The sequence below is a fragment of the Azospirillum brasilense genome, assembly GCF_003349955.1.
In the GTDB taxonomy this organism is placed as follows: domain Bacteria; phylum Pseudomonadota; class Alphaproteobacteria; order Azospirillales; family Azospirillaceae; genus Azospirillum; species Azospirillum brasilense_B.
The window spans coordinates 24,388-49,873 of record NZ_QLKQ01000055.1; the positions used below are offsets into that span (position 1 = coordinate 24,388).

The window sequence follows — 25,486 nt, forward strand, 5'->3', positions numbered from 1 at the left end:
GGGAAATCGCCTCACGTCATGACCATGCATAAGGGGTGGGTCGCGCTCCTCTTCCTGCTCGGAGCGTGCGCCTCCGTGCCCGGCGGCGGCCCGGCGGACCCAAGCACGCCGCTGCTCGCCCCCGGCGAGCCGCTGGCCCTGCCGCGCCCGTCCGATCTCGGGCAGAGCGTCGAGGCGGCGCAGCTCATCACCGCCAGCCGCGACGGCCAGACCTTCGTCTTCGAGGGCCGGATCAGCGTCACGCCGGAGCGTTTCCTGCTGGTCGGGGTGGACAGCCTGGGCCGCCGCGCCATGACCGTCACCTGGAGCGATGCCGGGTTGGAGGTGGAGACCGCACCCTGGCTGCCCCCGGCCCTGCGGCCGGGCAGCATGCTGGCCGACATCGTCGTGCTGTACTGGCCCGAAGCGGTCGTGCGGCGGGCGCTCGCCCCCGCGGGCGGCACGCTGAGCGCCGACGCGCACCGGCGCAGCGTGCGCATCGACGGCAAGGAGGTGCTGCACGCCGAACGCAGCTGGGCCGACGGCGCGCCGTGGACCGGCACGCTGCGCTACGCCAACCTCGCCTGGGGCTACGAGATCGAAGTGCAGTCCATGGCGGCATCCACGGCAGCATCCAAGGCGGCGGCGCCATGAGCCGTCCGCTCGGACTTGCCGCCCTGGGCCTCGCCACCCCCATCGGCACCGGAACGGACACGGTCGCCGACGCCTTGTTTGCCGGCACCCGCGACGGCCTGCGCCCGCGCTCCGGCTTCGTCCCCGGCCGCGCCGTGCATGTGGGTTCGGTGGACGCGCCGCTGCCGCCGGTGCCGGCGGGGCTGGGGACCTACGACTGCCGCAACAACCGCCTGCTGCTGCTGGCCCTGGAGCAGATCCGCGACGCCGTCGAAACGGCGGCCGCGCGCCACGGCCGGCACCGGATCGCTGTGGTCATCGGCACCAGCACCTCGGGCATGGCCGAGGCGGAGGCCGGCTTCACGGCGATGCGCCGCGACGGCGCGTGGACGGGTCCGTTCCATTACGACCAGCTCGCCACCGGCGGGCCGGGGGAATTCGCGGCGCGCGCTCTCGGCCTGCCGGGGCCGGCCTTCACGGTGGCGACGGCCTGCTCGTCCAGCGGCAAGGTGTTCGCATCCGCCCGGCGGCTGATCCGCGCCGGGCTGTGCGACGCCGCTGTCGTCGGCGGCGCCGACACGCTGTGCGGCACCACGCTCGGCGGCTTCAGCGCGCTGGAGGCGGTGTCGGCGGGCCTCAGCAATCCCTTCAGCGCCAATCGCGACGGCATCAACATCGGCGAAGCGGCGGCGGTCTTCCTGCTGACCGCGGAGGACGCTCCGGTGCGGCTGCTGGGTGTCGGCGAAAGCTCCGACGCGCACCATGTCAGCGCCCCCGACCCGGAGGGCCACGGCGCCCTCGCCGCCATGCGGGCGGCGCTGGACGACGCCGGGCTGACGCCGGCGGACATCGCCTACGTCAACCTGCACGGCACCGCGACGGCGCTGAACGATTCCATGGAGGGCAAGGCGGTGCACGCGCTGTTCGGCGACGCGACCCCGTGCAGCTCCACCAAGGCGATGACCGGCCACACGCTGGGCGCCGCCGGAGCCTGCGAGGCGGCTTTCCTGTGGCTGGCGCTGAACCCCGCCCACAACCCGGACGGCCGGCTGCCCCCGCACCTGTGGGACGGCGCGCCCGACCCGGAGATCCCGCCGCTGAACCTGATCGGCCCCGGTGCCACCTTCTCCGGCGGGCTTCCCGCCGGGCCGGCGGCGATGCTCAGCAACTCCTTCGCGTTCGGTGGCAGCAACGTGGCCCTGGTGCTGGGCCGGGGGGAATGGCGATGAGCGCGTGTCCGTGGCCCATCGAGGATCTGCTGCCGCACGCCCGGCCGATGATCCTGCTGGACGAGGCGGTCGGACGGGTGGACGGCCGCTTCGTGTCGGCGCTGACCGTGCGGGAGGGGGCGCCCTTCGTGGTGACGGGGCGCGGCGCCCCGGCCCATGTCGCCGTGGAGTGGATGGCGCAGACCTGCGGCGCCCAGGTCGGAGCCGAGGCCAGGGAAGCCGGCGGCGACGTCCGTCTCGGGCTGCTGCTGGGCACGCGCGACTTCCGCGCCTCCGTTCCCTGGTTCGCCATCGGCGAGCGGCTGGAGGTGTCGGTGGCGCCGGTTTTCCGGGACGAGAACATCGGGTCTTTCGATTGTGTGGTGACGCGCGCGGGCACCGGCGAGGAACTGGCGAAGGCCCAGCTCACCGTCTACCAGCCCGAGGACACGGCCGCGCTGCTCGCCAGCCAAGGGGTACAGGTCAAACGATGAAGAAGACGATCCTGGTCACCGGGGCCAGCAAGGGCATCGGCCGCGCGGTCGCGGCACGGCTGGCCGCCGACGGTTTCACGGTGGTGGTGCATTACGGCCGCGACGCGGCCGGCGGCGAGACGACGCTGGCCGACATCCGCGACGCCGGCGGCGAGGGCCGGCTGCTCGCTTTCGACATCGCCGACCGCGCCGCCGCCCGCGCCGCGCTGGAGGCCGACATGGAGGCGCACGGCCCCTATTGGGGCGCCGTCCTGAACGCCGGCATCGCCCGCGACGCCGCCTTCCCCGCCATGGCGGACGACGATTGGGATTCGGTCCTCAACACCAACCTCGACGGCTTCTACAACGTGCTGAAGCCGCTGGTGATGCCGATGGTCTCGGCCCGCAGGGGCGGACGGATCGTGACGCTGTCGTCGGTGTCGGGGCTGATCGGCAACCGCGGGCAGGTCAACTACAGCGCCGCCAAGGCCGGCATCATCGGCGCCACCAAGGCGCTGGCGATCGAATTGGCGAAACGGAACATCACGGTGAACTGCGTGGCGCCCGGCATCATCGAAACGCAGATGACCGACGGGCTGCCCATGGAGGAGGCCCTGAAGCTGGTTCCCATGCGCCGGGCCGGACGGCCGGAGGAGGTGGCGTCGGTGGTGTCCTTCCTGTGTTCCGACGGGGCGGCGTACGTGACGCGGCAGGTGATCGCGGTGAACGGGGGTATGGTGTGATGCGCAGGGTTGTCGTCACGGGCATGGGCGGGGTGAGCGCGCTGGGCGGGGACTGGCCGACCATTCGCGCCCGCATGGCGAAGGGCGAGACCGCCGTCCGCACCATGGCGGAGTGGGACCGCTTCCACGGGATCAACACGCGCCTCGCCGCCCCGGTGACCGGCTTCTCGGTGGACGACCGCTACCCGCGCAAGAAGACGCGGACCATGGGGCCGGTGTCCCGGATGGCGGTCTACGCCACCGAGAGGGCGCTGAACGACGCGGCGCTGCTGAACGACCCGTTCGTCCGCGGCGGGCGCGTGGGCATCGCCTACGGATCGTCGTTCGGCAGCCCCGCCCCGGTGATCGCCTTCGCCGAGCTGATGACCCAGGGCGCGTCGAAGACCCTCAACGCCACCAGCTACATCCAGATGATGAGCCACACGGCGGCGGTGAACATCGGGTTGTTCTACGGCGTGACCGGCCGCATCATCCCGACCAGCAGCGCCTGCACCTCCGGCAGCCAGGCCATCGGCTACGCCTACGAGGCGATCAAGTGGGGCAAGGCCGACGCCATGATCGCCGGCGGCGCCGAGGAACTGGATGTGACCGAATCGGCGGTCTTCGACACGCTGTTCGCCACCTCCACCCGCAACGACCGCCCGCACACCAGCCCCCGCCCCTACGACCGCGACCGCGACGGGCTGGTGATCGGCGAGGGCGCCACCACCCTGATCCTGGAGGAACGCGAGCACGCCCTCGCCCGCGGCGCCAACATCCACGCGGAGATCGTCGGCTTCGCCTGCAACTCCGACGGCAACCACGTCACCCAGCCGCAAGCCGGGACCATGGAGATCGCCCTGCGCATGGCGTTGGAGGACGCCGGGCTGTCGGCGGACGCCATCGGCTTCGTCAACGGCCACGGTACGGCCACCGAATGGGGCGACATCGCCGAGACCGCGGCGACCCACGCCGTCTTCGGCCCGCGCGCGCCCATCCATTCGCTGAAGAGCTATTTCGGCCATTCGCTGGGCGCCTGCGGCGCTCTGGAGGCGTGGCTGGGCATCGAGATGATGCGCGAGGGCTGGTTCGCCCCCACCGCCAACCTGGACCATGTGGACGAACGCTGCGCCGAGCTGGACTACATCATGGGCGAGGGCCGGCGGATCGACACCGAGTTCCTGATGTCCAACAACTTCGCCTTCGGCGGCATCAACACGTCGCTGGTATTCCGGCGCGGGTAGACGGGCGCCTACTCCGCCGCCTCGGACTCTGCCGCCTCGGACTCCGCCGGGCACTCTGCCGGGACCGCCGTCGCCAGGTTCGCCGCGCTCACGCCGGAGATCACCACCGCCTCGACGCCCGGACCGCTCTGGCAGCCGGCGCCGACCAGCATCAGCCCCGGCAGCGGCGTCTTGTTCGGCGGGCACCATTGGCCGCGGGCGGCGCCGTAGATGGCGCCATTGTCGGCGAGCGCGTAGCGGGTGAAGGTCGTCGGGCTGGCCGTCTGGCGGTAGAGGATGCGCCCCCGCAGCCCGGGAAGCACGCTCTCCGCCGCGGTGACCAGACGGTCGGCGAAGGCTTCCTTGCGCTGGCGGTTGGCGGCCTTGCCGGCGGCGAACCATTCGGCGGCCTCCGGTTCGGGCCGCAGGCAGAGCATGGTGACGGCGGCGTGGCCTTCCGGAGCCAGGGACGGATCGACCGCGCTCGGGTTGCCGATTCCGAAATGCAGGCCGTCCGCCCCGACGAACACGCGGGCCGGCAGGTCCGGGACGCCCTCGACGGCGAGGCTGACCAGCACCGCCGTGGGGCCGCGCTTCAGACCCTTCACACGCTGGGCGTAGCGCCTGGGCAGCAGCGCCGGATCGATCAGCCGGGTCAACGTGCCGACCACGTCGGAATTGGCCAGCACCAGCGGCGCCCGGTGCACCGTTCCGTCGGTGGTGGCGATGCCGGCGGCCCGGCCGTCCTCGGTCAGGATGCGTTCGGCGCGGGTGCGCAGAAGGACGGCGCCGCCCCGCTCCCGCACCACCGCGCACAGCAGCTCCGCCAGCCGTTGCGAGCCGCCGGCCGGGTACCAGCCGCCTTCCAGATAATAGCCGAACAGCGGGGCCATCTCACGCACCGGCAGCAGCTCGGGGCGGTCGGTGACATACTCGCTGATGGTGGTCAGCAGGGCCTTCAGCCGAGGGTCGCGCAGATGGGTGTCGAGCATCTCCGCGTAGGGGCGGTGCATCCAACGCCAGGCGTCGGGCCGGCGGGCGGTCCAGGACCGCATGGCTTCCAGCGTGGCGGGCGGCATCGGCACGCCGCCGGTCTCGTCCACATCGGCGTAGAGATCGGCGTAGACGCGCGCCATCTCCGCGAAGAAGGCGGCGATCCCCGGCGCCTCCTGCGGGAACAGCGCCTGGAGGCGCGTCACCAGATCCGCCGGCTGGTCCGGCACGTCCAGGCACAGGCCGTCCTGCACATAGCGGTGGCGGACCCGGCGCCAGTCCATGCGCTGCGCCACGCCCAGGCCGTCCAGCAGCCGCCGCAGCGGGCCACGCGGCCCTAGCCCGCTGAAATCCTGCACCCCGGCGTCGAAGACGTAGCGCCCCACCGAACCGTCCCGGCCGCGGACCTTGCGCAGCCAGGAGGAGCAGTAGCCCCCCGGCCGGTCGTGCGCCTCCACCACCAACACCTTCAGCCCGCGCGCCGCCAGCGTCGCCGCCGCCGACAAGCCGCCGATCCCGGCCCCGACCACCACCGCGTGGTGCTCGTGCTCCCCGGCCGGCCAACGGCCGAACACCGGCATCGGCCACGCCGAGGACTGACCGGGCGAGGGACGACGCGTCACGGACGGAAAGCCCGCCGGTGCAGGACGGAGGGCGCACACTCCACACGCATCGTCCCACGCGATGCCGTCCCAGGCTGTATCATGGCGTGGAGAGGTCTCACCGCGGCCCCGCCTTCGGGTCGGCCCAGAAATCGAAGAAGTTGTACCATTGCAACGGGTCGCGCAGGCAGTGGTGTTCCAGCCGCTGCGCGTAACGCGCGGCGAGCGCGGCCAGCGCCTCATCTTTCCCGCGCCGCGGCAACTCGATGCGCTCGGCGAAGGGCTCGAAGGTGACGCGGTGGCCCTGCCCCTCGCGCAGGCAGAACAGGAGATAGACCGGGCAGCCCATCAACGCCGCCAGCACGTAGGGCCCCTGCGAGAAGGCGGCGTCCCGGCCGAGGAACGGAACCCGGCTGACCCGGCCGTTGAACTCCACCGGCGTGCGGTCCCCGGCGATGGCGATCCACTCGCCCCGCTCCACCCTCTCCTTGAGATCGATGGCGGTCTGCGGGCCGATCTCGGTGACCTGTATGGTGTGGTCCGCGGCGTCGGGGCGGACGGAGCGGATCAACCGGTTGTAGCGGACGGCGTGCCGCGTGTGCAGCAGCACGTTGATGTCCTTCTCGAACCGGGTGCCCAGGCGGGCACGCGACAACTCGGCGTTACCCAGGTGCGAAACGATCAGCAGCGCTCCCCGCCCCTCCGCGGCGAGGCGGCTCAGCGCCTCCGCGCCGTCAACGGCGATGGGGCCGGTGCGCTCCGGAGCGGCCCAGGCGATGAAGGTGTCGAGCGCCTTGACGGCGAAGCTCATGTGGTGACGCAGCCCGTCCCACCAGGACGGGGCGGGCAGGCCTTTCGCCGCGTTGGCCTGCGCCAGGAAATCCAGCGAATGCCGCCGCCCCGCGGCGTTGGTCGCATAGAAGTAGCTGACCACCGGCCACAGGAGCGCGATGCAGCCCGGCCGGCCGAGCAGCCGGTAGACCAACGTCACCAGCCTCATGCCCCACCAGGCGCCCCGCTCCCCCATGGTCGACCAGTGCGCGTCGGTTCCCCTTCTCGGCGGACGGTTGCGCAGCACCGAGGGCAGGCGCAGCAGCATGGTCAGCACGAGGCGCGTGTGCATGCGCGTCAGCAGCACGTTGTCCCGCAGAAGGTTGAAGTTGGAGGTGTTTCCCTCGGGATAGACGACCCGCACGGGGATGTGGATCAGCGGAACGCCGCGCCAGAACAGGCGGACGACGATTTCCGGGTCGAAGTCCATGCGGGTGCCGATCCGCTCGCTGTCCAGCACCGCCATGGTGGATGCCAGCGGGTAGACGCGGAAGCCGCACATGCTGTCCTTCACCCGCAGCGACAGCGTCTCCACCCAAATCCACACATGGGTGGCCCAGCGCGCGATCAGCCGCGAGCGGGGAACGGAGTGGTCGTAGACCGGGCGGCCGCTGACCAGCGCGTCGGGATGCGCCGCCGCGCTGGTCAACAGATCGGCGACGGCGCCAAGGTCGTGCTGCCCGTCGGCGTCCACCTGCACCGCGTGGGTGAAGCCGCGCTCATGGGCGCGCCGGAGGCCGGCCATGACGGCGCCGCCCTTGCCCCGGTTCACCTCCAGCCGCAGCGTCTCGACCCCGTCCGCGGGAGCGTGCAGCGCCGCGATGGCGGTGCGGGCCGGCTCGCCGCTGCCGTCATCGATCAGGATGACCTCCAGCCCATGCCCCCGCAGCGCCGCGACGATTCCGCCGAGCGCCGTGTGGTGGTTGTGGCTGGGGATGATGGCGCAGGCCCGGATGCTCATGCCGTCTCCATGAGGCTTGCCGGATGGGGCTTACCGGTCGGGGAGGCGACCTCCTACCCCTGTTGTCGGCGCGGCGTCAAGCGGCCGAACTCACCGGCGGGCGAACTCACCGGCGGGCGGCGATCTGGTCCAGCCTGGCCGCAATGTCGCGTTCGAGGTTGCCGACCCAGCGGTTGTAGGCCCGCTCCACCCCGTCGTTGCGGCGCTCCATGTTCTTGGCGCTGACGTACTGGATGCGGTAGCTCCGGTTGGAGAACAGCACGTCGGCCTCGGCCACCCACGGCCATTTGCTGTAGGTGGCGCGGACCTGTCCCTCCGCAATGTGCTGGAAACGCCAGCCGCGCCGGGCGCCGGCCTCGACAATCGCGAGTTCGATGTCGTTCAGCGGCAGGGCTTGCGCCCCGGGAGGCACAGCGTGCTCCTGGGTTGTCGTGATTGGTCGGGTCTGGCAAGCGGCCAGAAGGAGAATGACGACAGCCGCCAGAATGTTGCGCACGAGCCGGTCCTTTGTCGATGCCACGCGAGGCCGGCATACTTCCTGTTTGAATGGTTGCAGTCAATGGATTGATTTCCATTTCCGGTTCCTCTTTCCCGCAGCCGCGCCTATCCTCGCCCTGGTGGTTTTTCCACGCATGGATTCGCATGATGAGCCACCCCACGAACCAAAGGGAAAATTGGAATGCGAAAGGCCGCGCTGTGTGCGCTGATGGCGGCAAGTGTCCTGGGAGCATGCTCGACGCATCAGATCCCGATGACCTACAACCCCGCCGCCGTGGAGAAACCGCCGTCGGCAAAGCCGGACGTCGAGGTGCTCGCGGTCACCGACTCGCGCAAGCGCACCGGCAAGCACCTGGGCGCGATCCGCGGCGGCTATGGCAATGCCTTGAAGACCATTGAAGCGTCAGGCCCGGTCAAGGACGTGGTGCGCAAGGCTTTCGAGGACGCTCTCGGCGCACGGGGGCTTCTCGCCTCGGCCAACGGCGCGAACTACGGCCTGGACATCACGGTCGAGAAGCTCGATTGCAGCCAGCTTGTCCGCAAGGAGGCGCACGCGCGGTTCCGTGTCACGGTTCTGGATAAGAGCTTGGGACAGCCGGTCTACAGCAAGGTCGTGGAGGACAACCGCGAGGACACGGGAAACCTGTTCGCAACCGGCGTCTTCGGTTCGGTTGAGGAGCTGAGCAAGCTGACCAACGACAGCATGCAGGCGGCCATTGACCAAGCCCTCGACAACCCCGCCTTCCTCACCGTTGTCAAAGCACGCTGAACTGAGACGATGCGGTGCGCGGCCTGTCCACCGTCGAGAACCGGTGGCACGCCGATGCCGTCGGGGAAATCAGCCCGGAGGGGCCGTCCACCGCATCGTCTCACGCCTTGAAATCTCACGCCCTGAACGAAGAATGTCCGCGTGGAATGGCTCCAGGCCCGCGGCGCTTCAGGCCCGCGACCGGGCGACCAGTCCCGGCCAGCGCTGCAGAGAGAAAAGATGCGCGTGGATCAAGGCGAGCCAGCCCTTGCGCTGCCAGTCCAGCAACGTGTCGTCGGGCAACGCGCGCAGCTTTTCCTCGTCGACCACCTGGAAACCCTCGGCGCGGGCCTGGGCTCCGCCGTCCAAGCTGATCTGCGCCGCCTTTTCCGTCAGCACGCCGGCTTCGACGATGGCCTTCACAAAGCTGGCGCTCGTCCGCGCTTCGTTCCGGTAGGTGGCGCAGAAGTTCAACGCTTGGCGCGCCGCATCGGACGGCTGGGCGCCATCGAACAGCGGCACCTCCTGGTCCGGGCCGATCAGCGCGCTGTCCGGATCGTAGCCCAGGGCCGCGGTGTCGCCATCGGCAAGGTCGATGAGAATGAACGGGTAACGGCGCGCGTAGGCTGGAACGTAGCAGCCTGCTTTCCAGCGTCCGGCGGCGTCGACGAACAGGTTCTCGTCAGCCTTGATGCCCACGATCGCCACGGCGTCAACGGCGGCCCCGGACGTGAAGACGATCGGATAGTCGGCGAGCGCGGCGCTGAATTCGGAGGCAAGCAGCGGGATCAGGCTGGTTTGGCGCGCGAACGCCGCGTTCGGCGTCGAAGCAAGGCGCAGCCCCTGGTCTCGGGCTGGATCAAGAGAAAACACTCTGTTGTAGAACAAGGGCATCGCGATGCCCTGCGGTTCCGACGAGGCAGGCGACGGCTCGGTCATTCATAACCTTGACTGGTTGAGTGCGCGGCGAACTCACACGTTTGACCGTCGGGAGTTCGCCAAAGCGGGACTCCCGACGGTCAAAAAACTCCTTAATCTGCAACGCCCGCCGTTCGGTGGCCGAGATTGGCGATTTCCACCCGGCGGTTCCTGCCGTCCTTTGGATTGCGCGGATCGAGCGGCATCTCGGACCCGTAGCCCATGATCTCCAGACGATCGGGCGAAATGCCGAAGCGGTCGCTCAGGTAGTCCTTGACCGCGTTGGCGCGACGAGCCGAAAGCTGCTTGTTGTAGGTGGGGCTGCCGATGGCGTCCGTGTGGCCGCCGATGCGGAAACGATAGCCCTTGAGGTCGGACGTCGTCAGCGCCTGCCCAAGCAGATCGAGCACCTCTGTCGCGGACGGAAGCAAGGTCGCCGAATTGAACTCGAACTCGACCTTGAAATCGAGCTTGCGGATCTGCGACGACGGCTCGACCGCGGTTTTGTCGTTGGTGCCGCGCGCCAGATTCAGGCCGCGCTCCACACCTGGCTTGGCGCGGGCGTTGCTGATCACGGGCTGCTCCTTCAGCGTCAACGCGTCCACGATACCGTTGACGGACATCGGGGCATCGTTGGCGCCGGCGGCCAGCGCAGCGCCCGACCAAGCGATCATGACCGCGACAACGGCGGCCTTCATCGGCATCCCTTTTCGGTGGAACATGGCTGGGCCGTCTCTTTCTTGTGGACATGACCAGAATTTGAAAAAACTCTAATCCAATTTAGCTGGAATTTCCACCCGGAAGAGTTGGTGCCGGACGCTTTTCGAACCATAAGAGGAGATTTCGAACCGCAAACCCGCCATCTATCAGGGAATCATCGTGGTCGTCTGCCCTGGATTGGCGATGGAGATCACGCCGGCCCAGACGCACATGCATTTGGATGGGTGGTCGAGGGCCGGCGCACTGTCCAGGATGACCGTCGGCGCGCCGGGAACCCACGGCGCCGGGGTGTTGGGAACGCAGGGCATGGGTGTCAGAGCCCCCATGGCGGCGGCGGTGGCCGACGCGACCGCCGGGTTGGCGAGGCTGGTGCACATCCCGAACGGCAGGATGTTGACCATGGGCTGGTGATCCATGATGTTGGCCGCCGGCTGGTTGCCGGCCATCGTCCGGTGCACCGGCAACACCACGAGCGTCGACGGCGCCATGCCGAAACTGCACTGAAGCGTGGCTCCGTTCACAACCTGCATCGGCATGTCGGCTGTTTCCTCTTCGACACGGGCTTTTGGGAGGGACGGGTCTTGTCGAGGCGGAGAGCCTCACCCCCCGAGAGGCACATGGGCCGCGAGCACGCCCTTGGGACCGGACTCCATGCGCAGCAGCGTGGCCGGCGATTCGCCTTCCATGAACATCGAGTCCGCAGGGCCGAAGATGTGGGCCGCCTCCTCCGGCGTGCAGGTCGGGAGATAGACGCGCATCACGCGCGGATCGTAGAAGCGGAAATAGACCACCCGTCCGTCGGGCAGCCGCGCCATGGTCAGATGGCGCAGATGGCTCCGCATTTCGGCCAGCCCCGCCTCCGTTTTCAACAGGATGCCCCAATGCCGGTCCCACCCTTCGCCGAGGAACCAGCGCGTGAAGGGGGAGTCCGGGACGAGTTCCGCGAGATAGGGCGCGGCCTCGGCCAGCTCGGGCTCCAGCTCTCCCCGATAGAGGCAGATGGATGGCACCCCGTGCCGGTCCAGCATGGGCAGCAGCGCCGGGCAGCCGGCGCCGTCGATCACGGCGTAGACCGGCACGCGATCGGTGAACAGCGTACCGGCCAATGTCCGGAGCGCCGGTTCCGCAATCATCAGGAGCCTCCGTTCTTCATGGCCGCGGCCTTGCGGGCCGCCTCGCACTGCTCGCAGAAGGGCGTGCCGTTTTCGTAGGCTTCCTTCAGCTGCCGGGCGACCGGGTGCGAGCTGAGCGCCAGCTTCGGCGGCGTGTATTTGGGTTTCGGCTCGACCGTCGTCACGCTGCCGTGGCTGTCCGAGTCGGCGGCTTTCGGCGGTTGCGGCGCGTCCGGATGGGAGCCACCGCCGGACCCCGCGGACCCGCCGCTGTTGATCATCACCATCGGGCCGCTGATGGTGACGCCCGAAGGGCCGATGGTGATGAAGCTGCCGGACGCCTTGATGGTGACGGACACCCCGGCTTCCAGCACCAGGTCCATACCGGCCTTCAGGTGGATTTCCATGCCTGACTGCATGGCGGCGTTCTGCGCAACCGTCTGGTGCAGGTCGCGCTCGACGGTCAGCGACACGGTGCCGGTGACCTTCTCGTTCTGGTCGCCCTTGACCGTCAGATGCTTGTCGGAATCGACCCGTTCGAACTGGCTTCCGCCGACGATCAGGTGCCGGTTCCGGCCGATCCGTTCCAGCGAATCGTTCCGGACGTGGTTGTCCTGGTTGCGTTGGGCGTGGATCAGGATCTGCTCGCCGCCCGCCTTGTCCTCGAAACGCAGCTCGTTGGCCCCCGATCCCTTGACCGAGTTGGTGCGCACACCCGACTGGGTCGCCTTGGCGGGCAGCTCGTAGGGCGGCGTGGCGTCGCCGTTGTAGAGGCTGCCCGTGACGACGGGGCGGTTGGGGTCACCGTCCAGGAAGTCGACGATCACCTCGTGGCCGATGCGCGGCAGGAACTGGGCGCCCCAGCGCTTGCCCGCCCAGCTCTGCGCCACGCGGATCCAGCAGGAGCTGGTCTCGTCCGCCTTGCCCGTGCGGTCCCAATGGAAGCGCACCTTGATGCGGCCGTACTTGTCGGTCCAGATCTCCTCGCCGGCCTTGCCGCTGACGATGGCGGTCTGCGGCCCGCGCATCACCGGGACGGGAGTCGCACGCGGCGGCCGGAACTGCTCATGGCTGTTCAGCACGGTGAAGCGGCAGCGGTACGGTTCGTCCGGCGACGCGGAGTCGCTGCCTCCCTCGAACTCGTCGGACACGATCTCCGACACGGAGGACAGCACCAGATACTCGCGGTTCTGATCGTCGACCGGGTGGTGCGTCAGCTGGAAGAGCTGGCCGCAGCGCAGGTCGCGGACCGTCGTCGCGGCCTCGACCGTCTCATACCGGCACTGGATTTCCTCCAGCCGCGTGCGGGCGTAGAACGACCCCATGCTGCTGCGCTGGCCGGTCTTCATATAGGCCATGTCGGCCGGATACTCGAACACCTCCATGCCCGACAGTGCGTGCGGGCGCGCCATGGACAGGCCGGTGCGCAGCACCGCCTTCGGCCGTTCGAAGTCGAAGTCGTCCACGGTGTAGGCCCCGCTCGACACCTCCCGCCCGACGGTCCAGGCGTCGACGGATGGCACGGTCTCGCGGTGGCGCGCTCCGGGGTTGTAGCGCAGCCGGTCGGTCGGTGTCAGATGGTCGTGGGCTCCAACCCCGTCGCCCAGCACCAGCGTGTGGTTTCCGTTCTGGTGCGTGAAGTAATAGTAGATGCCTTCGTGCTCCAGCAGCCGGCTGATGAAGTCGAAGTCGCTTTCCTGGTACTGGACGCAATATTCCCATGCCCGGTAGCTGCCGGACAGCCGGTCCTGGATGTCGGTGAAGCCATGCTCGCGCAGTACGGCCTTCACGATGTCCGGAACCGTCTTGTCCTGGAAGATGCGGCAGTCGCGGTTGCGGGTGAGGAACCACAGCCACGGCCGCAGAACCGCCCGGTACAGGCCATGCCGGCCGGCGGATCCGACGTGGGAGAAGGCCGACACGAACCCGTTGAAATGACGCTCCCCTGTGTCGAGCTTCAGCCGCACCGTCATGTTCTGGCCGAGCATGGCGTCGAAGTCGATCTTCGGACGGGCGGTCAGAAGATCGATGTCGAAGCGGAAGAGCGTGCTGATCCCCTCCACCGCGGTCATGCGGCGGAAGACCAGCACGTCCTCGCCCAACGGCGACGAAACGGCGATGTCACGGTAGGCTTGCGTCAGCATTCCGGTTCACGCCCCCGATGCCGGACTCCGGTGGTTCCCGGCTCAGCCGAAATCATACGCGAATTCCTGTTCCTTCACGCCGACATGGATGCGCGGCACGGCGCCCCCTTCCAGCATGCGTTCCAGCATGGCGTTGCTGATGGTCGGCAGCACGGTGTTGGTGAGGATCGCGTCGATCATGCGCCCGCCGCTCTCCAGTTCGCCGCACCGGCCGGCGATCAGCCTCACGACCTCGTCGTCGTAGGTGAAGGGGATGCGGTGAGTCGCCTGGACGCGCTTCTGGATGCGGCCGAGCTGCAGGCGGATGATGTTGCCGATCATCTCGTCGCTGAGCGGGTAGTAGGGAATCGTGACGATGCGCCCGAGCAGGGCCGCCGGGAACACCTTCAGCAACGGATTGCGCAGCGCCTTGGCGATGGCCTCCGGTTCGGGAAGCAGCTCCGGATCCTGGCACATGTTCATGATCAGGTCGCTGCCGACGTTGGAGGTCAGCAGGATCAGCGTGTTCTTGAAATCGATCAGCCGGCCCTCGCCATCCTCCATGATGCCCTTGTCGAACACCTGGAAGAAGATCTCGTGCACGTCGGAGTGGGCCTTTTCAACCTCGTCCAGCAGCACGACGCTGTAGGGCTTGCGCCGCACCGCCTCGGTCAGCACGCCGCCCTCGCCATAGCCGACGTAGCCCGGGGGGGCGCCTTTGAGCGTGGAGACGGTGTGCGCCTCCTGGAACTCGCTCATGTTGATGGTGATGACGTTGTGCTCGCCGCCGTACAGCGTTTCGGCGAGCGCCAGCGCGGTTTCCGTCTTGCCGACGCCGCTCGGCCCGCACAGCATGAAGACGCCGACCGGCTTGTTCGGGTTGTCGAGCTTGGCGCGCGAGGTCTGGATGCGCTTGGCGATCATCGCCAGCCCGTGCGACTGGCCGATGACACGCTGGTTCAGCGTGTCGGCCAGTTTCAGCACCGTTTCGATCTCGTTCTTGATCATGCGGCCCACGGGGATGCCGGTCCAGTCGCCGACCACCGACGCCACGGCCTGCTCGTCCACCGTCGGAAGGATCAGCGGCGCGTCGCCCTGGAGTTCGGCCAGTTCGGCCTGCCGGGCCCTCAGCTCGGCCAGCAGGCCGGCGCGTTCCGGGTCGGTCAGGGCCGGCGCCGCTTCCGCCGCGGCCGCGGCGCGGGCCTCCAAATCGGAGCCGGTGCCCTCGATGGCCGCCCCGCCGCTGCGCAGGCGGCCGCGCAAGGCCAGGATCTGGTCCACCAGCGCCTTTTCGCTCTGCCAGCGCGTTTCGAGCCCGGCCAGGCGCTCCGTCTCGGTGGCCAGTTTTCCCTCCGCCTCGGCGGCGCGCCGCGCCGTGTCGACGCCGACCGCCGCCTCCTTGGCGATGATCGCCAGCTCCGTGCGCAGCGCTTCGATGCGGCGCCGGCTGTCGTCCACCTCGGCCGGAACGGCGTGCTGGCTGATGGCGACGCGGGCGGCCGCCGTGTCGAGCAGACTGACCGCCTTGTCCGGAAGCTGGCGCGCCGGAATGTAACGGTGCGACAGCCCGACCGCCGCCTCCAGCGCCTCGTCGAGGATCTGCACCTTGTGGTGCGTCTCCAGGGTGGAGGACAGGCCGCGCATCATCAGGATGGCCTTGCTCTCGCTCGGTTCGTCCACCTGCACGGTCTGGAAGCGGCGGGTCAGCGCCGGGTCCTTCTCAAAATACTTCTTGTATTCGGCCCAGGTGGTGGCGGCGACCGTGCGCAGATTGCCACGGGCCAGCGCCGGCTTCAGCAGGTTGGCGGCGTCGCCCGTTCCGGCGGCCCCGCCGGCCCCGATCAGCGTGTGCGCCTCGTCGATGAAGAGGATGATCGGCTTGGGCGACGACTGCACCTCCTCGATCACCTGGCGCAGGCGGTTCTCGAACTCGCCCTTCATGCTGGCGCCGGCCTGGAGCAGGCCGACGTCCAGCGTACGCAGCGTGACGTCGCGCAGCGGCGGCGGCACGTCCCCGGCGGCGATGCGGAGCGCGAAGCCCTCCACCACGGCGGTCTTGCCGACGCCGGCTTCGCCGGTGAGGATCGGGTTGTTCTGGCGACGGCGCATCAGAATGTCCACGATCTGGCGGATCTCGTCGTCGCGGCCGACGATCGGGTCGATCTCGCCCTTGCGGGCCTTTTCCGTGAGATCGACGGAGAATTTGGCCAGCGCCTCCTGCTTGCCCATCGCCGCCGGAGCCATGGCGCCGCTCGCCTCGCCGGGCGCGGCGCCGCCGAAGTCGGCGTTGTCCGCCGGGGCGTCTTCCGGCGAGCCGGCGGTGATGGCGGCGAACTCCTCGATCAGAGCGTCCAGCTTGACCTTGGCGAACTCGCGCGACAGGGCGGGCAGAGCGTTGCGCAGGCCCGGCGTCTGCAGCATGCCGACCACGAGGTGGCCGGTCGTCACGCGCGGCGCCTTGAACATCAGCGAGGCGGCGACCCAGCCGCGCTCCGTCGCCTCCTCGATCTGCGGAGACAGGTCGCTGATCGCCGTGGCGCCGCGCGGCAGGCGGTCCAGCGCCTCGATCACATCGCGGGCCAGCCGCGACGGGTCCAGGTCGAAGCGGCGGACCACCCGGTGCAGGTCGCTGTCGGACAGCTGGAGGATCTGGTGGATCCAATGCGCCAGCTCGACGTAGGGGTTGCCCCGCATCTTGCAGAACACGGTCGCGCTTTCGATGGCTCGGTAGGCCACGGGGTTGAGCTTGCCGAACAGCGAAACGCGGCTAATCCCTGCCATGGTCACACTCCTGCGGACGGTCGGGCGCAGCCCTGGCGGGCCGCGCGGCGAAAGGGTCGAGAACGAGATCGTCGGCGTCGTCAACGGCGCCCTGAACATCAGCGCGCCGCCGCCCCAGCCAGCAGGTCCAGCCGAGCCGGTTGGACCCGTCGAGCCGGAAGGGCGGCACGTCGGGCGCACGCAGCACGAGTTGGACATCCCAGGCGAATTCGTCGCCGGCGTGGCCCCGCACGAGCGCGACCAGCCGATCCAGGCTGCGTCCGCCCGGCAGCATGCGCGCGTAGTCGTCCATGCCCATGGGGCCGAGGCGGATGCGGAAGCGATGTTGCGCGTCCACGACCCGCGCGCCCAGCGTCAGCCCCTCCCCCAAGGTCGGCGCGGGGAGGGCGGTGCCGGACCTGCGATCGCCGCCCAGGCGCCAGCGGCACTCCGGCGGCAGGTCCATCCAGGCCCGGACGAACTCCTGCACCGCCGCCGGGATGCCGAAAAAGCTGGTGATCATGGCGCACAACCCCTCGGGGTTGCGGGCCTGCCCCACCAGCCGGCCGGCGAAATGCAGCCGCACGCCATCGGGCAGCGCGTCGCGGCCGGACAGCGACGGCATTCCCAGGCCGATCAGCGACGCCAGATAGATGGCGAACGGATCGCTGTCCGGGCGGTCGTGGCTGACGGTCGGTTCGGCGTCCGCCCAGGCGCGGTAAAACAGCGACAGCAGGCGGTGGTGGAAGAGGTCGGCGTACCGCGCGAGCGTGTCGTCGCCGTGATAGAGCCGCCGCTCCAGAACCGTCTCGGTGATGTGGAGGGGCATCGGACCATTCGGGCCGAAGATGCCGAAGCCGTACGTCAGCAGACGGTGCGGCCGGCCATCATCACCGCCGGCGACGGCCGCCAGCGTGGCCGGCGCGAAGCCCATCGTCGGCTCCTGCCCCAGGCGCACGGCCTCGTCGGCCACGCGGCTCTTCTGCCGGCCCAACCGCGGTGCCTGGGGATTGGCGCACTCGATCAGGCGCAAGGCGTGGTACAGGCCGAACGCGTGCGGTTCGGCCCGTATCGCCTCCAGCATATCTACAGCAGCTCGCGGCGGCCGATCCGGGCTGGCCATCGCATCACCTCTCCGCGGTCAAGGCTGTGGATCACCGTTTCGGTGAAGCTGTTCAGCGACACGTACTTGGCGAAGAATTCCTCCAGAACGGCGCCCAGCACGAAGATGCCGCTGCCGTCGAACGCGTGCTCATCAAACGTGACGGCCACTTCCAGGCCGCGCGCATGGACGATGTGGCCGCGCCCGGGGACGCGCCGCACGATGGGCGCGGTCCGGACATGCCGGACGCCGTCCACCTGCTTCGCGGCGGAGGCGTCCTCCCGGTCGGTGTAGAGCTTCAGCAGGTCCCTGAGCGCCTGGGCACCCCGCTGCGGGTCGCTGTCGGCCAGGGACAGGTAATTCAGGGACAGGTGGCTGATCAGCCGCCAGGCGGTGGGTCCCTCGGCGTTCGAGGGGCGCGGCTTGGACGGGCCGGCGACGCAGCGGATGGAGTCCACCGGCGCCCCCTGGTCCATGGTGAAGTCCGTGTTCAATTGTCCGAAGGACACGTGCAGCGGCAGATCGCGGTTGGTGCACAGCGCCATGACGCCGAGCTGGCGCAGGTTGTGGCTGTAGGGAGCCTCCTCGCCGTCCACCAGCGAGACGAAAGCCTCCGACCCGATGTAGCTCGACCGCGGCCCGTTGCGCCTCTGCTTGGCCGACAGCACGCGCGGTTGCCGGGACAGCGCGTAGAAGGCGTGATCCGACCCGACGGTGTGCTGGTCGCGCGCGGCGTGGAAGGGCTTGAACTCCTGCGCCACCTCCGTGCCCGCGCCGTAGCCGGCCACCGACAGCACCGAATGCACCTCGAAGTCGAGCGGGCGCGTGCGGTCCGGCACGATGTGGTACTCGGTCTCGCGGGTGTTCAGGTGGATCCGGTCGGCACGCTTGGGAAACAGGTTGATGGCGGGCGCGCAGAAAAGCTGAAGGTTCTGCCGGTCGATCACGCCGTCCAGTTGCGGGTTGGCGCGGTTGAACAGGATGACGATCTCCAGCTCCGGCCCGGCGCAGCGGCGCACGGCAGCGGACAGGTCGCGCAGTTCGACGAACTGGAAGCGCGCCGGGAAGCTGAAATACTCCTGCAAAAGGCGGTACCCTTCGAAGGAGCGCGGCGACGTGGGCAGCAGCGCCTCCCGCTCGGAAAAGCCGCAGCGCGCCAGGCTGGCCGCGGGGCGGACCTCCTGCCATGGCGCGGGGCGTTGCGCCGGCCGGATCACCATGCCGATGCCGGCGCCGAGAATCTGCTCGCACAGGGCGACCGGCAGGCCCCCGGCCCCCGACAGGAACAGCGGCAGCCGGTCCAGCGCCAACTGGTCGAAGGTCAGGCCGGCCGTCGTCTTCAGCCGCAGGCGCAGGCCGGCGCGCACGCCGCGGACGTCGGGCACCTCCAGCGCGGCGACCGCGCCGGGCGTGGGCAGATAATCGGCCCGGATCAGCTCGATCGGCCACAGCGTCACATCGTGGCCGGTCCGGTATTCACAGGCGGTGGCCTGCCCCTTGCCCGCCACGCTGCGCAGCACCGTGTCGCCGCGCGGGATCAGGAAACCTTGCGCAAGCCCGCCTTCGCTCAGATCCGGCTGGAACTGCACCACCGCCATCGACGGCGTCGGCGCCAGATAATGCGGATAGACCGCCTCCAGCAAATGATTGATGAAGCGCGGAAACTGCGCCTCCATCTTGATCTGCACGCGCGCGGTCAGGAAGGCGAAGGCTTCCAGCATCCGTTCGACATAGGGGTCGGCGCACTCGAACTTCTCCAGCGCCAGCCGCCCGGCGATCTTGGGAAACTCCTCGGCGAACTCCGCCCCCACCTCGCGCAGGTGGCGCAGCTCGTCGTCGTAATAGCGCAGAAGCTGGGGGTGCATCAGCGGAAGCCCGCGTTGTCGGAGACCCTCACCGCGCCCACTTCCAGGTCCACTTCGGTGCGCAGGAAAATCCGGATCGGCACCGGCTGCGCCCACAACTCGCCCTCGATGTCGAAGGTCAGGGCGCGGCTGTTGTGCTCTTCTCCTTGCAGGATGAGTTTGACGTTGAGGGTGTTGGGCAGAATGCGCGGCTCGAAGCGGCGGATAGCGTCGAACATCCGCCGCTCCAGATCCGGCAGCTCCACACCGATCCCGGACAGGCCGGCCAACGGCGGCATCCCGTAATTCACAACGGAGCGGGCGACCTCCGGATGCCGCTCCTCGTCCAGCTCGGCGCCCAGGTTGCTGGCGTTCAGAAGCCACGCCAGGTCGCGCACCACGCTTTCGCGCAGCCGGCGCAGCGACAGAACCCGGCGGTCGCGGGATTCCTGCCGCTGATCCGGTTCGTCGTCGAACAGGCGGTCGAGCAGCGATGGCTGAAGCCGTTCCTGGACCGTCAGTTCAGCCATGATGGGTTTCGGCCATCCCGGCCGCCGCGTCTCCGCCGTCCCCCGCCGGCTCGGCCACATCCAGGTCAATGCGGCGGATGTCCATCAGCGCGTGTTCACCCGCGTCGGTCACGAGCATGCGCTGGCCCAACCCGGTGTAAAGGCCCCCGGGCGTCTCCACCCAGTCCGTGCGGCGGGCCAGCCTCAAAAGGGGATCGCCGCTTTCGGCGCTGCCGGGATAACGCGTCGGCACCAGCCCGACGACCTCCCCGCCGTTGGCGAAGGTCAGCGTGACCGCCGTCCACACCAAGTCGCGCAGATCCGTGGGGGGGGCGACCTCGATGCTGCGGATGCGGTACAGCGGGATCCAGCCGTAGCGTCCGTTGACGACCGCCTCCAGAACCGGTCCCAGCCGCTGGTCGCCGTCGGCAATCCAGGAAAAGGGCACGCCGTCGATGGTTCCGGTGGTGGCCGGGGCGTCCTCCAACGCCTTCACCCGCAGCGCCGCGGCCTCCTCGGCCTTTCCCAGCCCGTCGAGACGCAACGCTTCGATCAGCAGGGCGATCCAGCCCTCCGGCGTGCCCACAACGACCGGGGTTTCCCGTCCGGCGAAGATCCGGGCGCGCAATGGCTCGCAGGGAAGCATTTCCCGATAGGTGGCAACCATCGACGCCGTGTCGGCGGCCATGTCGCCCGCCACGGCGAGCTGGTTGAGCGCACGGTCCCAGTCGCCGCAGATCGCGAACAGCTGGAACAGCAGGATGCGCGGCTTCGCGGACGCGGGGTCCTTGCGCACCAGGGTCTTGGCCTGCTCCAACGCTTTCGCGAGATCGCCGCCCTTCAGGCTCTGACGGACATCCGCGCCAAGTTCCATCCCGCCCATCGTCGCCCACCCTGCCGGTTTCACGATTCCTTCGCGGTCGGAAGGAACGGCGCGAGAACCACGCGACGCCCCTTCCGCCGAACGGGATCAGAGCTTCTTGTTTTCCTTGAGGCTCCAGCCGGCGTCCTTGAAGGCTTCCATGCTGCCGTCCTGCTTCTGCTTGGAGTAGGACACCTTGATGGAGGAGAAGCCGAGCGCAACCTCCTCCAGCGGCTGGCTTTCCGGGCCGCTCGGATCGCCGACGCTGTTGAAGCTCTGGACGATCACGTCGGTCAGCACGACCTTCAGGAACTCGCGCTGCTCACCGCCGGCCTTGCGGACGATCAGGGTGGCCTGCTTGATGTGCGCGCCGTTGGCGCAGTGCAGGAACAGCAGATGGGTGGCGCTGTCGGTGTGCTTCAGGAACTTCAGCAGGGTGAAATCCGCCTTGCCCGCGCCGCCGCCGCTGTTGTGCGCGAAAGTCCCGGCCTGGGCGACGCCGAAGGAGAAGCTGCGGACGGCGATCTTGTCCTTGTACTTGGCATCCAGCGACTCGCCGGGAATGCCGTCAATATCAATAAAAACGTCATAGGCCATGTTTTGAACTCCAATGGGCTGGTTGAAACGCAACGATCAGGATGAAGCGCCGTCCGGCGTCAGGCCGCCCGGCCCGACGGCAGCTTGGACACCAGCCGCAGCGACACGGTCAGGCCTTCAAGCTGGTAGTGCGGGCGCAGGAAGAACTTCGACGTGTAGTAGCCGGGGTTGCCGTCGACCTCCTCGACCACCACTTCCGCGGCGGCCAGGGGCTTTTCCGCCTTGGTGGTCTCGCTGGAATTGGCGGGGTCGCCATCCACGTACTGGAGGATCCACTCGCTCAGCCACTGCTCCGTTTCCTTGCGGCTCTTGAAGGAGCCGACCTTGTCGCGGACGATGCATTTCAGGTAATGGGCGAAGCGGCAGGTCGCGAACAGGTAGGGCAGGCGGGCCGCCAGATTGGCGTTGGCCGTGGCGTCGGGATCGTCGTACTCGGCCGGCTTGTGCAGCGACTGCGCGCCGATGAAGGCCGCGAAGTCGGTGTTCTTCTTGTGCACCAGCGGCATGAAGCCGTTCTTCGCGAGTTCCGCCTCGCGGCGGTCGCTGATGGCGATTTCCGTGGGGCACTTCATGTCCACGCCGCCATCGTCGGTCGGGAAGCTGTGGACGGGCAGGCCCTCGACCGCGCCGCCGGACTCGATGCCGCGAATGCGCGACACCCAGCCATAGGTCTTGAAGGAGCGGTTGATGTTGGCCGCCATGGCGTAGGCGGAGTTGGACCAGGTGTATTTCCCGTGATCGGCCCCTTCGGCCTCCTCCTCGAAGTTGAACTCCTCGACCGGGTTGGTCTTGGCGCCGTAGGGAAGGCGCGACAGGAAGCGCGGCATGGCGAGGCCGATGTAGCGCGCGTCCTCGCTCTCGCGCAGCGACCGCCAGGAGGCGTATTCGGGGGTTTGGAAGATCTTGGTCAGGTCGCGCGGGTTGCTCAGCTCCTGCCAGCTGTCCATCTGCAGGACGGCCGGGGACACGCCGGCGATGAACGGCGCGTGAGCGGCGGCGGCGACCTGGGCCATCTGCCCCAGCATTTCGACGTCCGGCGGGCTGTGGTCGAAGTGATAGTCGCCGACCAGGCAGCCGTAGGGCTGTCCGCCGAGCTGGCCGAACTCTTCCTCGTAGAGTTTCTTGAAGATCGGGCTCTGGTCCCAGGACGTTCCCTTGAACCGCTTAAGGGTCTTGCCAACCTCCTTTTTGGAGATGTTCATGACCCGGATCTTCAGCATCTCGTCGGTTTCGGTGTTGTTGACGAGATAGTGCAGACCGCGCCAGGAGCCTTCCAGAGCCTGGAAGTCCTTGTGGTGCAGAATGTGGTTGATCTGCTCGGTCAGCTTCTTGTCGATCTCGGCGATGATCGCCTGGATCGTGCCGACAGCGTCGCCGGACAGGAGGTTGGCCGAACGGACGGCCTCCTCGGCGAGGGTGCGGACGGCGCTCTCCACCTCGCTCCGCGCGTTGTCGGAGCGCGGCTTGAACTCCTTCTGGAGGAGCGACGAGAACTCGTCGAGTTCCGTAACGCCGAGGGACGCCTGACCCTGCTGCAGAATGCTGGTGTCGGTCATGAGATCAACCCTCCGACGAGGTTTCGGTGGTCGTGTCGGCGGGCTTCGGGGCGGACGCCAGGGATTTCAGCAGAGTCGGGTCGCTCAGCGTCTTCTGGATCAGTTCCTCGGCGCCGGCCTTGCCGTCCATGTAGGTCAGCAGGTTGGACAGTTGCGTGCGCGCCTCCAGCAGCTTGCGCAGCGGCTCGACCTTGCGGGCGATCGCCGCCGGCGAGAAGTCGTCCATGCTTTCGAAGGTGATGTCGACGCTGAGGTTGTTCTCGCCGGTCAGTGTGTTCGGCACCTGGAGGGCGACGCGCGGCTTCATCGCCTTCAGGCGATCGTTGAAGTTGTCGACGTCGATTTCGAGGAACTTGCGCTCGGCGGCGCTGGGCAGCGGCTCGGCCGGCGTGCCGCTGAGATCGGCCATCACGCCCATTACGAACGGCAACTGCACCTTCTTCTGGGCGCCGTACAGCTCGACATCGTATTCGATCTGGACACGCGGAGCGCGGTTGCGGGCAATGAATTTCTGACTGCTTTGTGTCGCCATTCCTCGGTTCCTCTTCCAGTCCTTTGCCGATCAGGCTCGAGACGGTCGTGCGGGTGCGAAACGTCCCGCCGGACGGTCGCGGTCAGTCGTCGCGGCGGAGGCCGCTGATGGTTTCGAATTGGCCGACCCCGTCCGGAGTCAGGTCGCGAAGCAGATCCATGAAATCGAGACCGACCAAGCGGCGCGCCCGCTGCAGGATCAGCGGCACCGGGCTGGAGGGTTCGTTGTTCGCGTAGTATTCGCAAATCCTGTCGAGCGTCCGCGTCACGTCCTCGCGCGACGCGATGACGCCGGGACCGGCCACCCGCAAGGGAGCGGGGGTGGGGGCGACGGCAACGGACGCGCCGGTGAACGCGTCCTCCGCCGCCGGCGAGGCTGCTCCACCCGCCGCCGGCGCTTCCCCGCCGCCGGCGTCGCGCGCCGCCAGACGGGCGTTCAGGAGGGCCGAGGCCTCGCGCAGCACACCGGAGATGGCGGACAGATCCACGGCGTTGGACGCGCCGACCTGATCGGTGACGTACATCTCGATGCGGCGGATGCGGTCGTAGCTGCGCTTTGCACCCTCCGCGGTGAAGCGCAGGTCGTCGATGCCGCATTCCTGAAAGGCCGCTTCGACCAGCGACGGATCGGGCGCGCCTTCCGGAGGGTGGGCGGCGCTTGCCGCAACCACCTGCCGCAGGCTGAACCGTCCGACCGTTCTTGCGGAAACGACGATGCTCTCGCGCACGCCGCGCAGCATCGTCTCGTGATGGGCCAGCCCGGCGATGATGTTGACCCGCATGGTCGGGTCGTCGTCGTCGTCCGGATCCAACTGGGGGTGGAGCGTCGGCCAGAATCGCTCCAGCAGGCCGTGGAAGACGTCCAGCCCCTGCGCCAACCCCGGGAGCCCATGCAGGCCGAGCAGGGCGCGGCACAGATGCAGGGCGACGCGGATGTCCTTGGTGCGCCCGAACAACTCGGTCGTCAGGGCAAGGACATCCCGCCATTCCGGCGGCACGGCAGGCTGGACGATGTCGCCGAACTGGCGCTCCGGCTGTCCCTCGGCTTTCTTTTCAAGCTCGGTGAACACCGGGTCGTATTCGCAGTTTTCGCCTTCCGGCGTCGAGGGATCGACCTCCCGAAGCAGCGCCTCGACGTCAATGAATTCGGTCCCCAAGACCTTCTCCATGCACTTTTGCACGGCGCTGAAAGCCCATCGATCGCCCGCAGGGCGTGTTCAGGACCGGCCACACGCCGTCAGTTGCTTGAAAACATGAGAACGCACGACCCCCGCGGCCAAGGCCGTTATCCACCGTGATTACAAATGGCGCATATTGCCTGGAATTCGCTCCTCACGCTCAATGGCATAATACCACTGGCGCTCAGGTGTCAATATCGCCTATAAATTCTGGCGAATTTAACGAAACGCCGCACCAATAAGCGGCGATCAACCGAACGCACACATGCAATAGGCGAGACCGGGCGGCACGCTTCATGCTTACTCTGCGTATCACAAGGGGTCGGATGTGCGGGGCCACGCGCACTTTGGACCGCACGGGCCTGATCGCCGGCCGGGGCAACTCCTGCGACTGGATCCTTCCCGACGCCGAGTGCATCCTGTCCAATCAGCATTTCAGGATTTCCTGGGTCGACGGGCAGTATGTGCTCACCGACACCAGTTCGAACGGCGTCTACCACAATCACTCGGAACATCCGATCGGGCGGGGCGGCTCGGTCGCCCTGGCCGATGGCGACTCGCTGGTCCTGGGCGATTATGAAATGGCCGTGTCGCTCGCCCAGGCGGCGGTTCCGGCGGCGGTCAGCCCCTGGGACGAGGGCGTGTTCCAGGATTCCTTCGGCGACCCCTTCCAGGTCAATCGCGGCGCGGAGCCGTTCCCCGGCCTGCGGACGCCCGAGGCCCCTCCCGCCGCGACCCACCCCGACCATGTTCCGTTGGACCAGGCGTATTTCCAGCCGCCGAACCCGATCGAAGCGCTGCCG

24 protein-coding genes are annotated in these 25,486 nt (G+C 68.4%); 7 read left to right on the forward strand and 17 right to left on the reverse strand.

The genetic code is table 11. The features are described from left to right. The first annotated feature begins 18 nt into the window (after window positions 1-18). Genes DXK32_RS21850 through DXK32_RS21870 form a run of 5 tightly spaced genes read left to right on the forward strand, consistent with a single transcriptional unit; the run spans window position 19 to window position 4,259 of the window. The gene (locus DXK32_RS21850; RefSeq protein ID WP_162801301.1) at window positions 19-633 is read left to right on the forward strand and encodes a DUF3261 domain-containing protein; all 615 of its coding nucleotides are present in this window, start codon (window positions 19-21) and stop codon (window positions 631-633) included. Then, a complete protein-coding gene (locus tag DXK32_RS21855) occupies window positions 630-1,841 on the forward strand; it encodes a beta-ketoacyl-[acyl-carrier-protein] synthase family protein (protein WP_114860434.1) in 1,212 nt (403 codons plus the stop codon). The genes DXK32_RS21850 and DXK32_RS21855 overlap by 4 nt, the downstream gene beginning before the upstream one ends. After that, on the forward strand, window positions 1,838-2,314 hold the full coding sequence (locus DXK32_RS21860; RefSeq protein ID WP_038529210.1) for a hypothetical protein: 477 nt from the start codon (window positions 1,838-1,840) through the stop codon (window positions 2,312-2,314). Before DXK32_RS21855 ends, DXK32_RS21860 begins: the two co-directional genes overlap by 4 nt. Then, the gene (locus DXK32_RS21865; protein ID WP_114860435.1) at window positions 2,311-3,036 is read left to right on the forward strand and encodes a 3-ketoacyl-ACP reductase FabG2; all 726 of its coding nucleotides are present in this window, start codon (window positions 2,311-2,313) and stop codon (window positions 3,034-3,036) included. Before DXK32_RS21860 ends, DXK32_RS21865 begins: the two co-directional genes overlap by 4 nt. After that, window positions 3,036-4,259, forward strand: a complete 1,224-nt coding sequence (locus DXK32_RS21870) for a beta-ketoacyl-ACP synthase (protein ID WP_114860436.1) — start codon at window positions 3,036-3,038, stop codon at window positions 4,257-4,259. Before DXK32_RS21865 ends, DXK32_RS21870 begins: the two co-directional genes overlap by 1 nt. A gap of 8 nt (window positions 4,260-4,267) precedes the next feature. On the opposite strand, the gene DXK32_RS21875 is transcribed toward DXK32_RS21870, so the two are convergent. From DXK32_RS21875 to DXK32_RS21885, 3 genes are all read right to left on the reverse strand, one after another. After that, the gene (locus DXK32_RS21875; RefSeq protein ID WP_162801302.1) at window positions 4,268-5,854 is read right to left on the reverse strand and encodes a phytoene desaturase family protein; all 1,587 of its coding nucleotides are present in this window, start codon (window positions 5,852-5,854) and stop codon (window positions 4,268-4,270) included. Window positions 5,855-5,951: 97 nt separating this feature from the next. Further along, on the reverse strand, window positions 5,952-7,625 hold the full coding sequence (locus DXK32_RS21880; RefSeq protein WP_114860438.1) for a glycosyltransferase family 2 protein: 1,674 nt from the start codon (window positions 7,623-7,625) through the stop codon (window positions 5,952-5,954). A gap of 106 nt (window positions 7,626-7,731) precedes the next feature. Further along, window positions 7,732-8,037 carry a hypothetical protein gene (locus DXK32_RS21885; RefSeq protein WP_114860439.1) on the reverse strand — a complete coding sequence of 102 codons (306 nt, stop codon included), beginning with the start codon at window positions 8,035-8,037 and terminating at the stop codon, window positions 7,732-7,734. Between the two features lie 267 nt (window positions 8,038-8,304). Here DXK32_RS21885 and DXK32_RS21890 point away from each other — a divergent pair, with 267 nt between their 5' ends. Continuing rightward, a complete protein-coding gene (locus DXK32_RS21890) occupies window positions 8,305-8,892 on the forward strand; it encodes a YajG family lipoprotein (protein ID WP_114860440.1) in 588 nt (195 codons plus the stop codon). A gap of 168 nt (window positions 8,893-9,060) precedes the next feature. On the opposite strand, the gene DXK32_RS21895 is transcribed toward DXK32_RS21890, so the two are convergent. From DXK32_RS21895 to tssA, 14 genes are all read right to left on the reverse strand, one after another. Further along, on the reverse strand, window positions 9,061-9,810 hold the full coding sequence (locus tag DXK32_RS21895) for a SapC family protein (protein ID WP_114860441.1): 750 nt from the start codon (window positions 9,808-9,810) through the stop codon (window positions 9,061-9,063). A 92-nt stretch (window positions 9,811-9,902) separates the two neighbouring features. After that, on the reverse strand, window positions 9,903-10,487 hold the full coding sequence (locus tag DXK32_RS21900) for an OmpA family protein (protein WP_162801303.1): 585 nt from the start codon (window positions 10,485-10,487) through the stop codon (window positions 9,903-9,905). A 168-nt stretch (window positions 10,488-10,655) separates the two neighbouring features. After that, window positions 10,656-11,045: a DUF4280 domain-containing protein gene (locus DXK32_RS21905; protein ID WP_114860443.1), complete on the reverse strand. Its 390-nt coding sequence runs from the start codon at window positions 11,043-11,045 to the stop codon at window positions 10,656-10,658. Between the two features lie 63 nt (window positions 11,046-11,108). Beyond that, window positions 11,109-11,642: a DUF4123 domain-containing protein gene (locus DXK32_RS21910; protein WP_114860444.1), complete on the reverse strand. Its 534-nt coding sequence runs from the start codon at window positions 11,640-11,642 to the stop codon at window positions 11,109-11,111. Then, the gene (locus tag DXK32_RS21915) at window positions 11,642-13,765 is read right to left on the reverse strand and encodes a type VI secretion system Vgr family protein (RefSeq protein WP_114860445.1); all 2,124 of its coding nucleotides are present in this window, start codon (window positions 13,763-13,765) and stop codon (window positions 11,642-11,644) included. Before DXK32_RS21915 ends, DXK32_RS21910 begins: the two co-directional genes overlap by 1 nt. A gap of 42 nt (window positions 13,766-13,807) precedes the next feature. Continuing rightward, window positions 13,808-16,525, reverse strand: a complete 2,718-nt coding sequence (gene tssH, locus DXK32_RS21920) for a type VI secretion system ATPase TssH (protein ID WP_114860446.1) — start codon at window positions 16,523-16,525, stop codon at window positions 13,808-13,810. Beyond that, complete coding sequence (gene tssG / locus DXK32_RS21925; protein WP_114860447.1) at window positions 16,512-17,627, reverse strand: type VI secretion system baseplate subunit TssG; 1,116 nt, start codon at window positions 17,625-17,627, stop codon at window positions 16,512-16,514. The genes tssH and tssG overlap by 14 nt, the downstream gene beginning before the upstream one ends. Beyond that, entirely contained in the window at window positions 17,591-19,471 is a 1,881-nt protein-coding gene (tssF, locus tag DXK32_RS21930) for a type VI secretion system baseplate subunit TssF (protein WP_114860448.1), read from the reverse strand. Before tssF ends, tssG begins: the two co-directional genes overlap by 37 nt. Then, window positions 19,471-19,980, reverse strand: a complete 510-nt coding sequence (gene tssE, locus DXK32_RS21935; protein WP_114860449.1) for a type VI secretion system baseplate subunit TssE — start codon at window positions 19,978-19,980, stop codon at window positions 19,471-19,473. Before tssE ends, tssF begins: the two co-directional genes overlap by 1 nt. Then, on the reverse strand, window positions 19,973-20,833 hold the full coding sequence (locus tag DXK32_RS21940) for a type VI secretion system accessory protein TagJ (protein WP_114860457.1): 861 nt from the start codon (window positions 20,831-20,833) through the stop codon (window positions 19,973-19,975). The genes tssE and DXK32_RS21940 overlap by 8 nt, the downstream gene beginning before the upstream one ends. Before the next feature lie 96 nt (window positions 20,834-20,929). Continuing rightward, window positions 20,930-21,418 (reverse strand): Hcp family type VI secretion system effector, encoded by a 489-nt coding sequence (locus DXK32_RS21945; RefSeq protein ID WP_114860450.1) that lies wholly within the window; start codon window positions 21,416-21,418, stop codon window positions 20,930-20,932. Window positions 21,419-21,477: 59 nt separating this feature from the next. Beyond that, entirely contained in the window at window positions 21,478-22,974 is a 1,497-nt protein-coding gene (gene tssC, locus DXK32_RS21950) for a type VI secretion system contractile sheath large subunit (RefSeq protein WP_114860451.1), read from the reverse strand. Window positions 22,975-22,978: 4 nt separating this feature from the next. Then, entirely contained in the window at window positions 22,979-23,506 is a 528-nt protein-coding gene (tssB, locus tag DXK32_RS21955; RefSeq protein ID WP_114860452.1) for a type VI secretion system contractile sheath small subunit, read from the reverse strand. Window positions 23,507-23,588: 82 nt separating this feature from the next. Continuing rightward, window positions 23,589-24,662 (reverse strand): type VI secretion system protein TssA, encoded by a 1,074-nt coding sequence (gene tssA, locus DXK32_RS21960; protein ID WP_162801304.1) that lies wholly within the window; start codon window positions 24,660-24,662, stop codon window positions 23,589-23,591. Between the two features lie 347 nt (window positions 24,663-25,009). Between tssA and DXK32_RS21965 the strand changes: the two genes are divergently transcribed. Next, on the forward strand, window positions 25,010-25,486 hold a 477-nt coding region (locus DXK32_RS21965; RefSeq protein WP_114860454.1), incomplete at its 3' end, for an FHA domain-containing protein.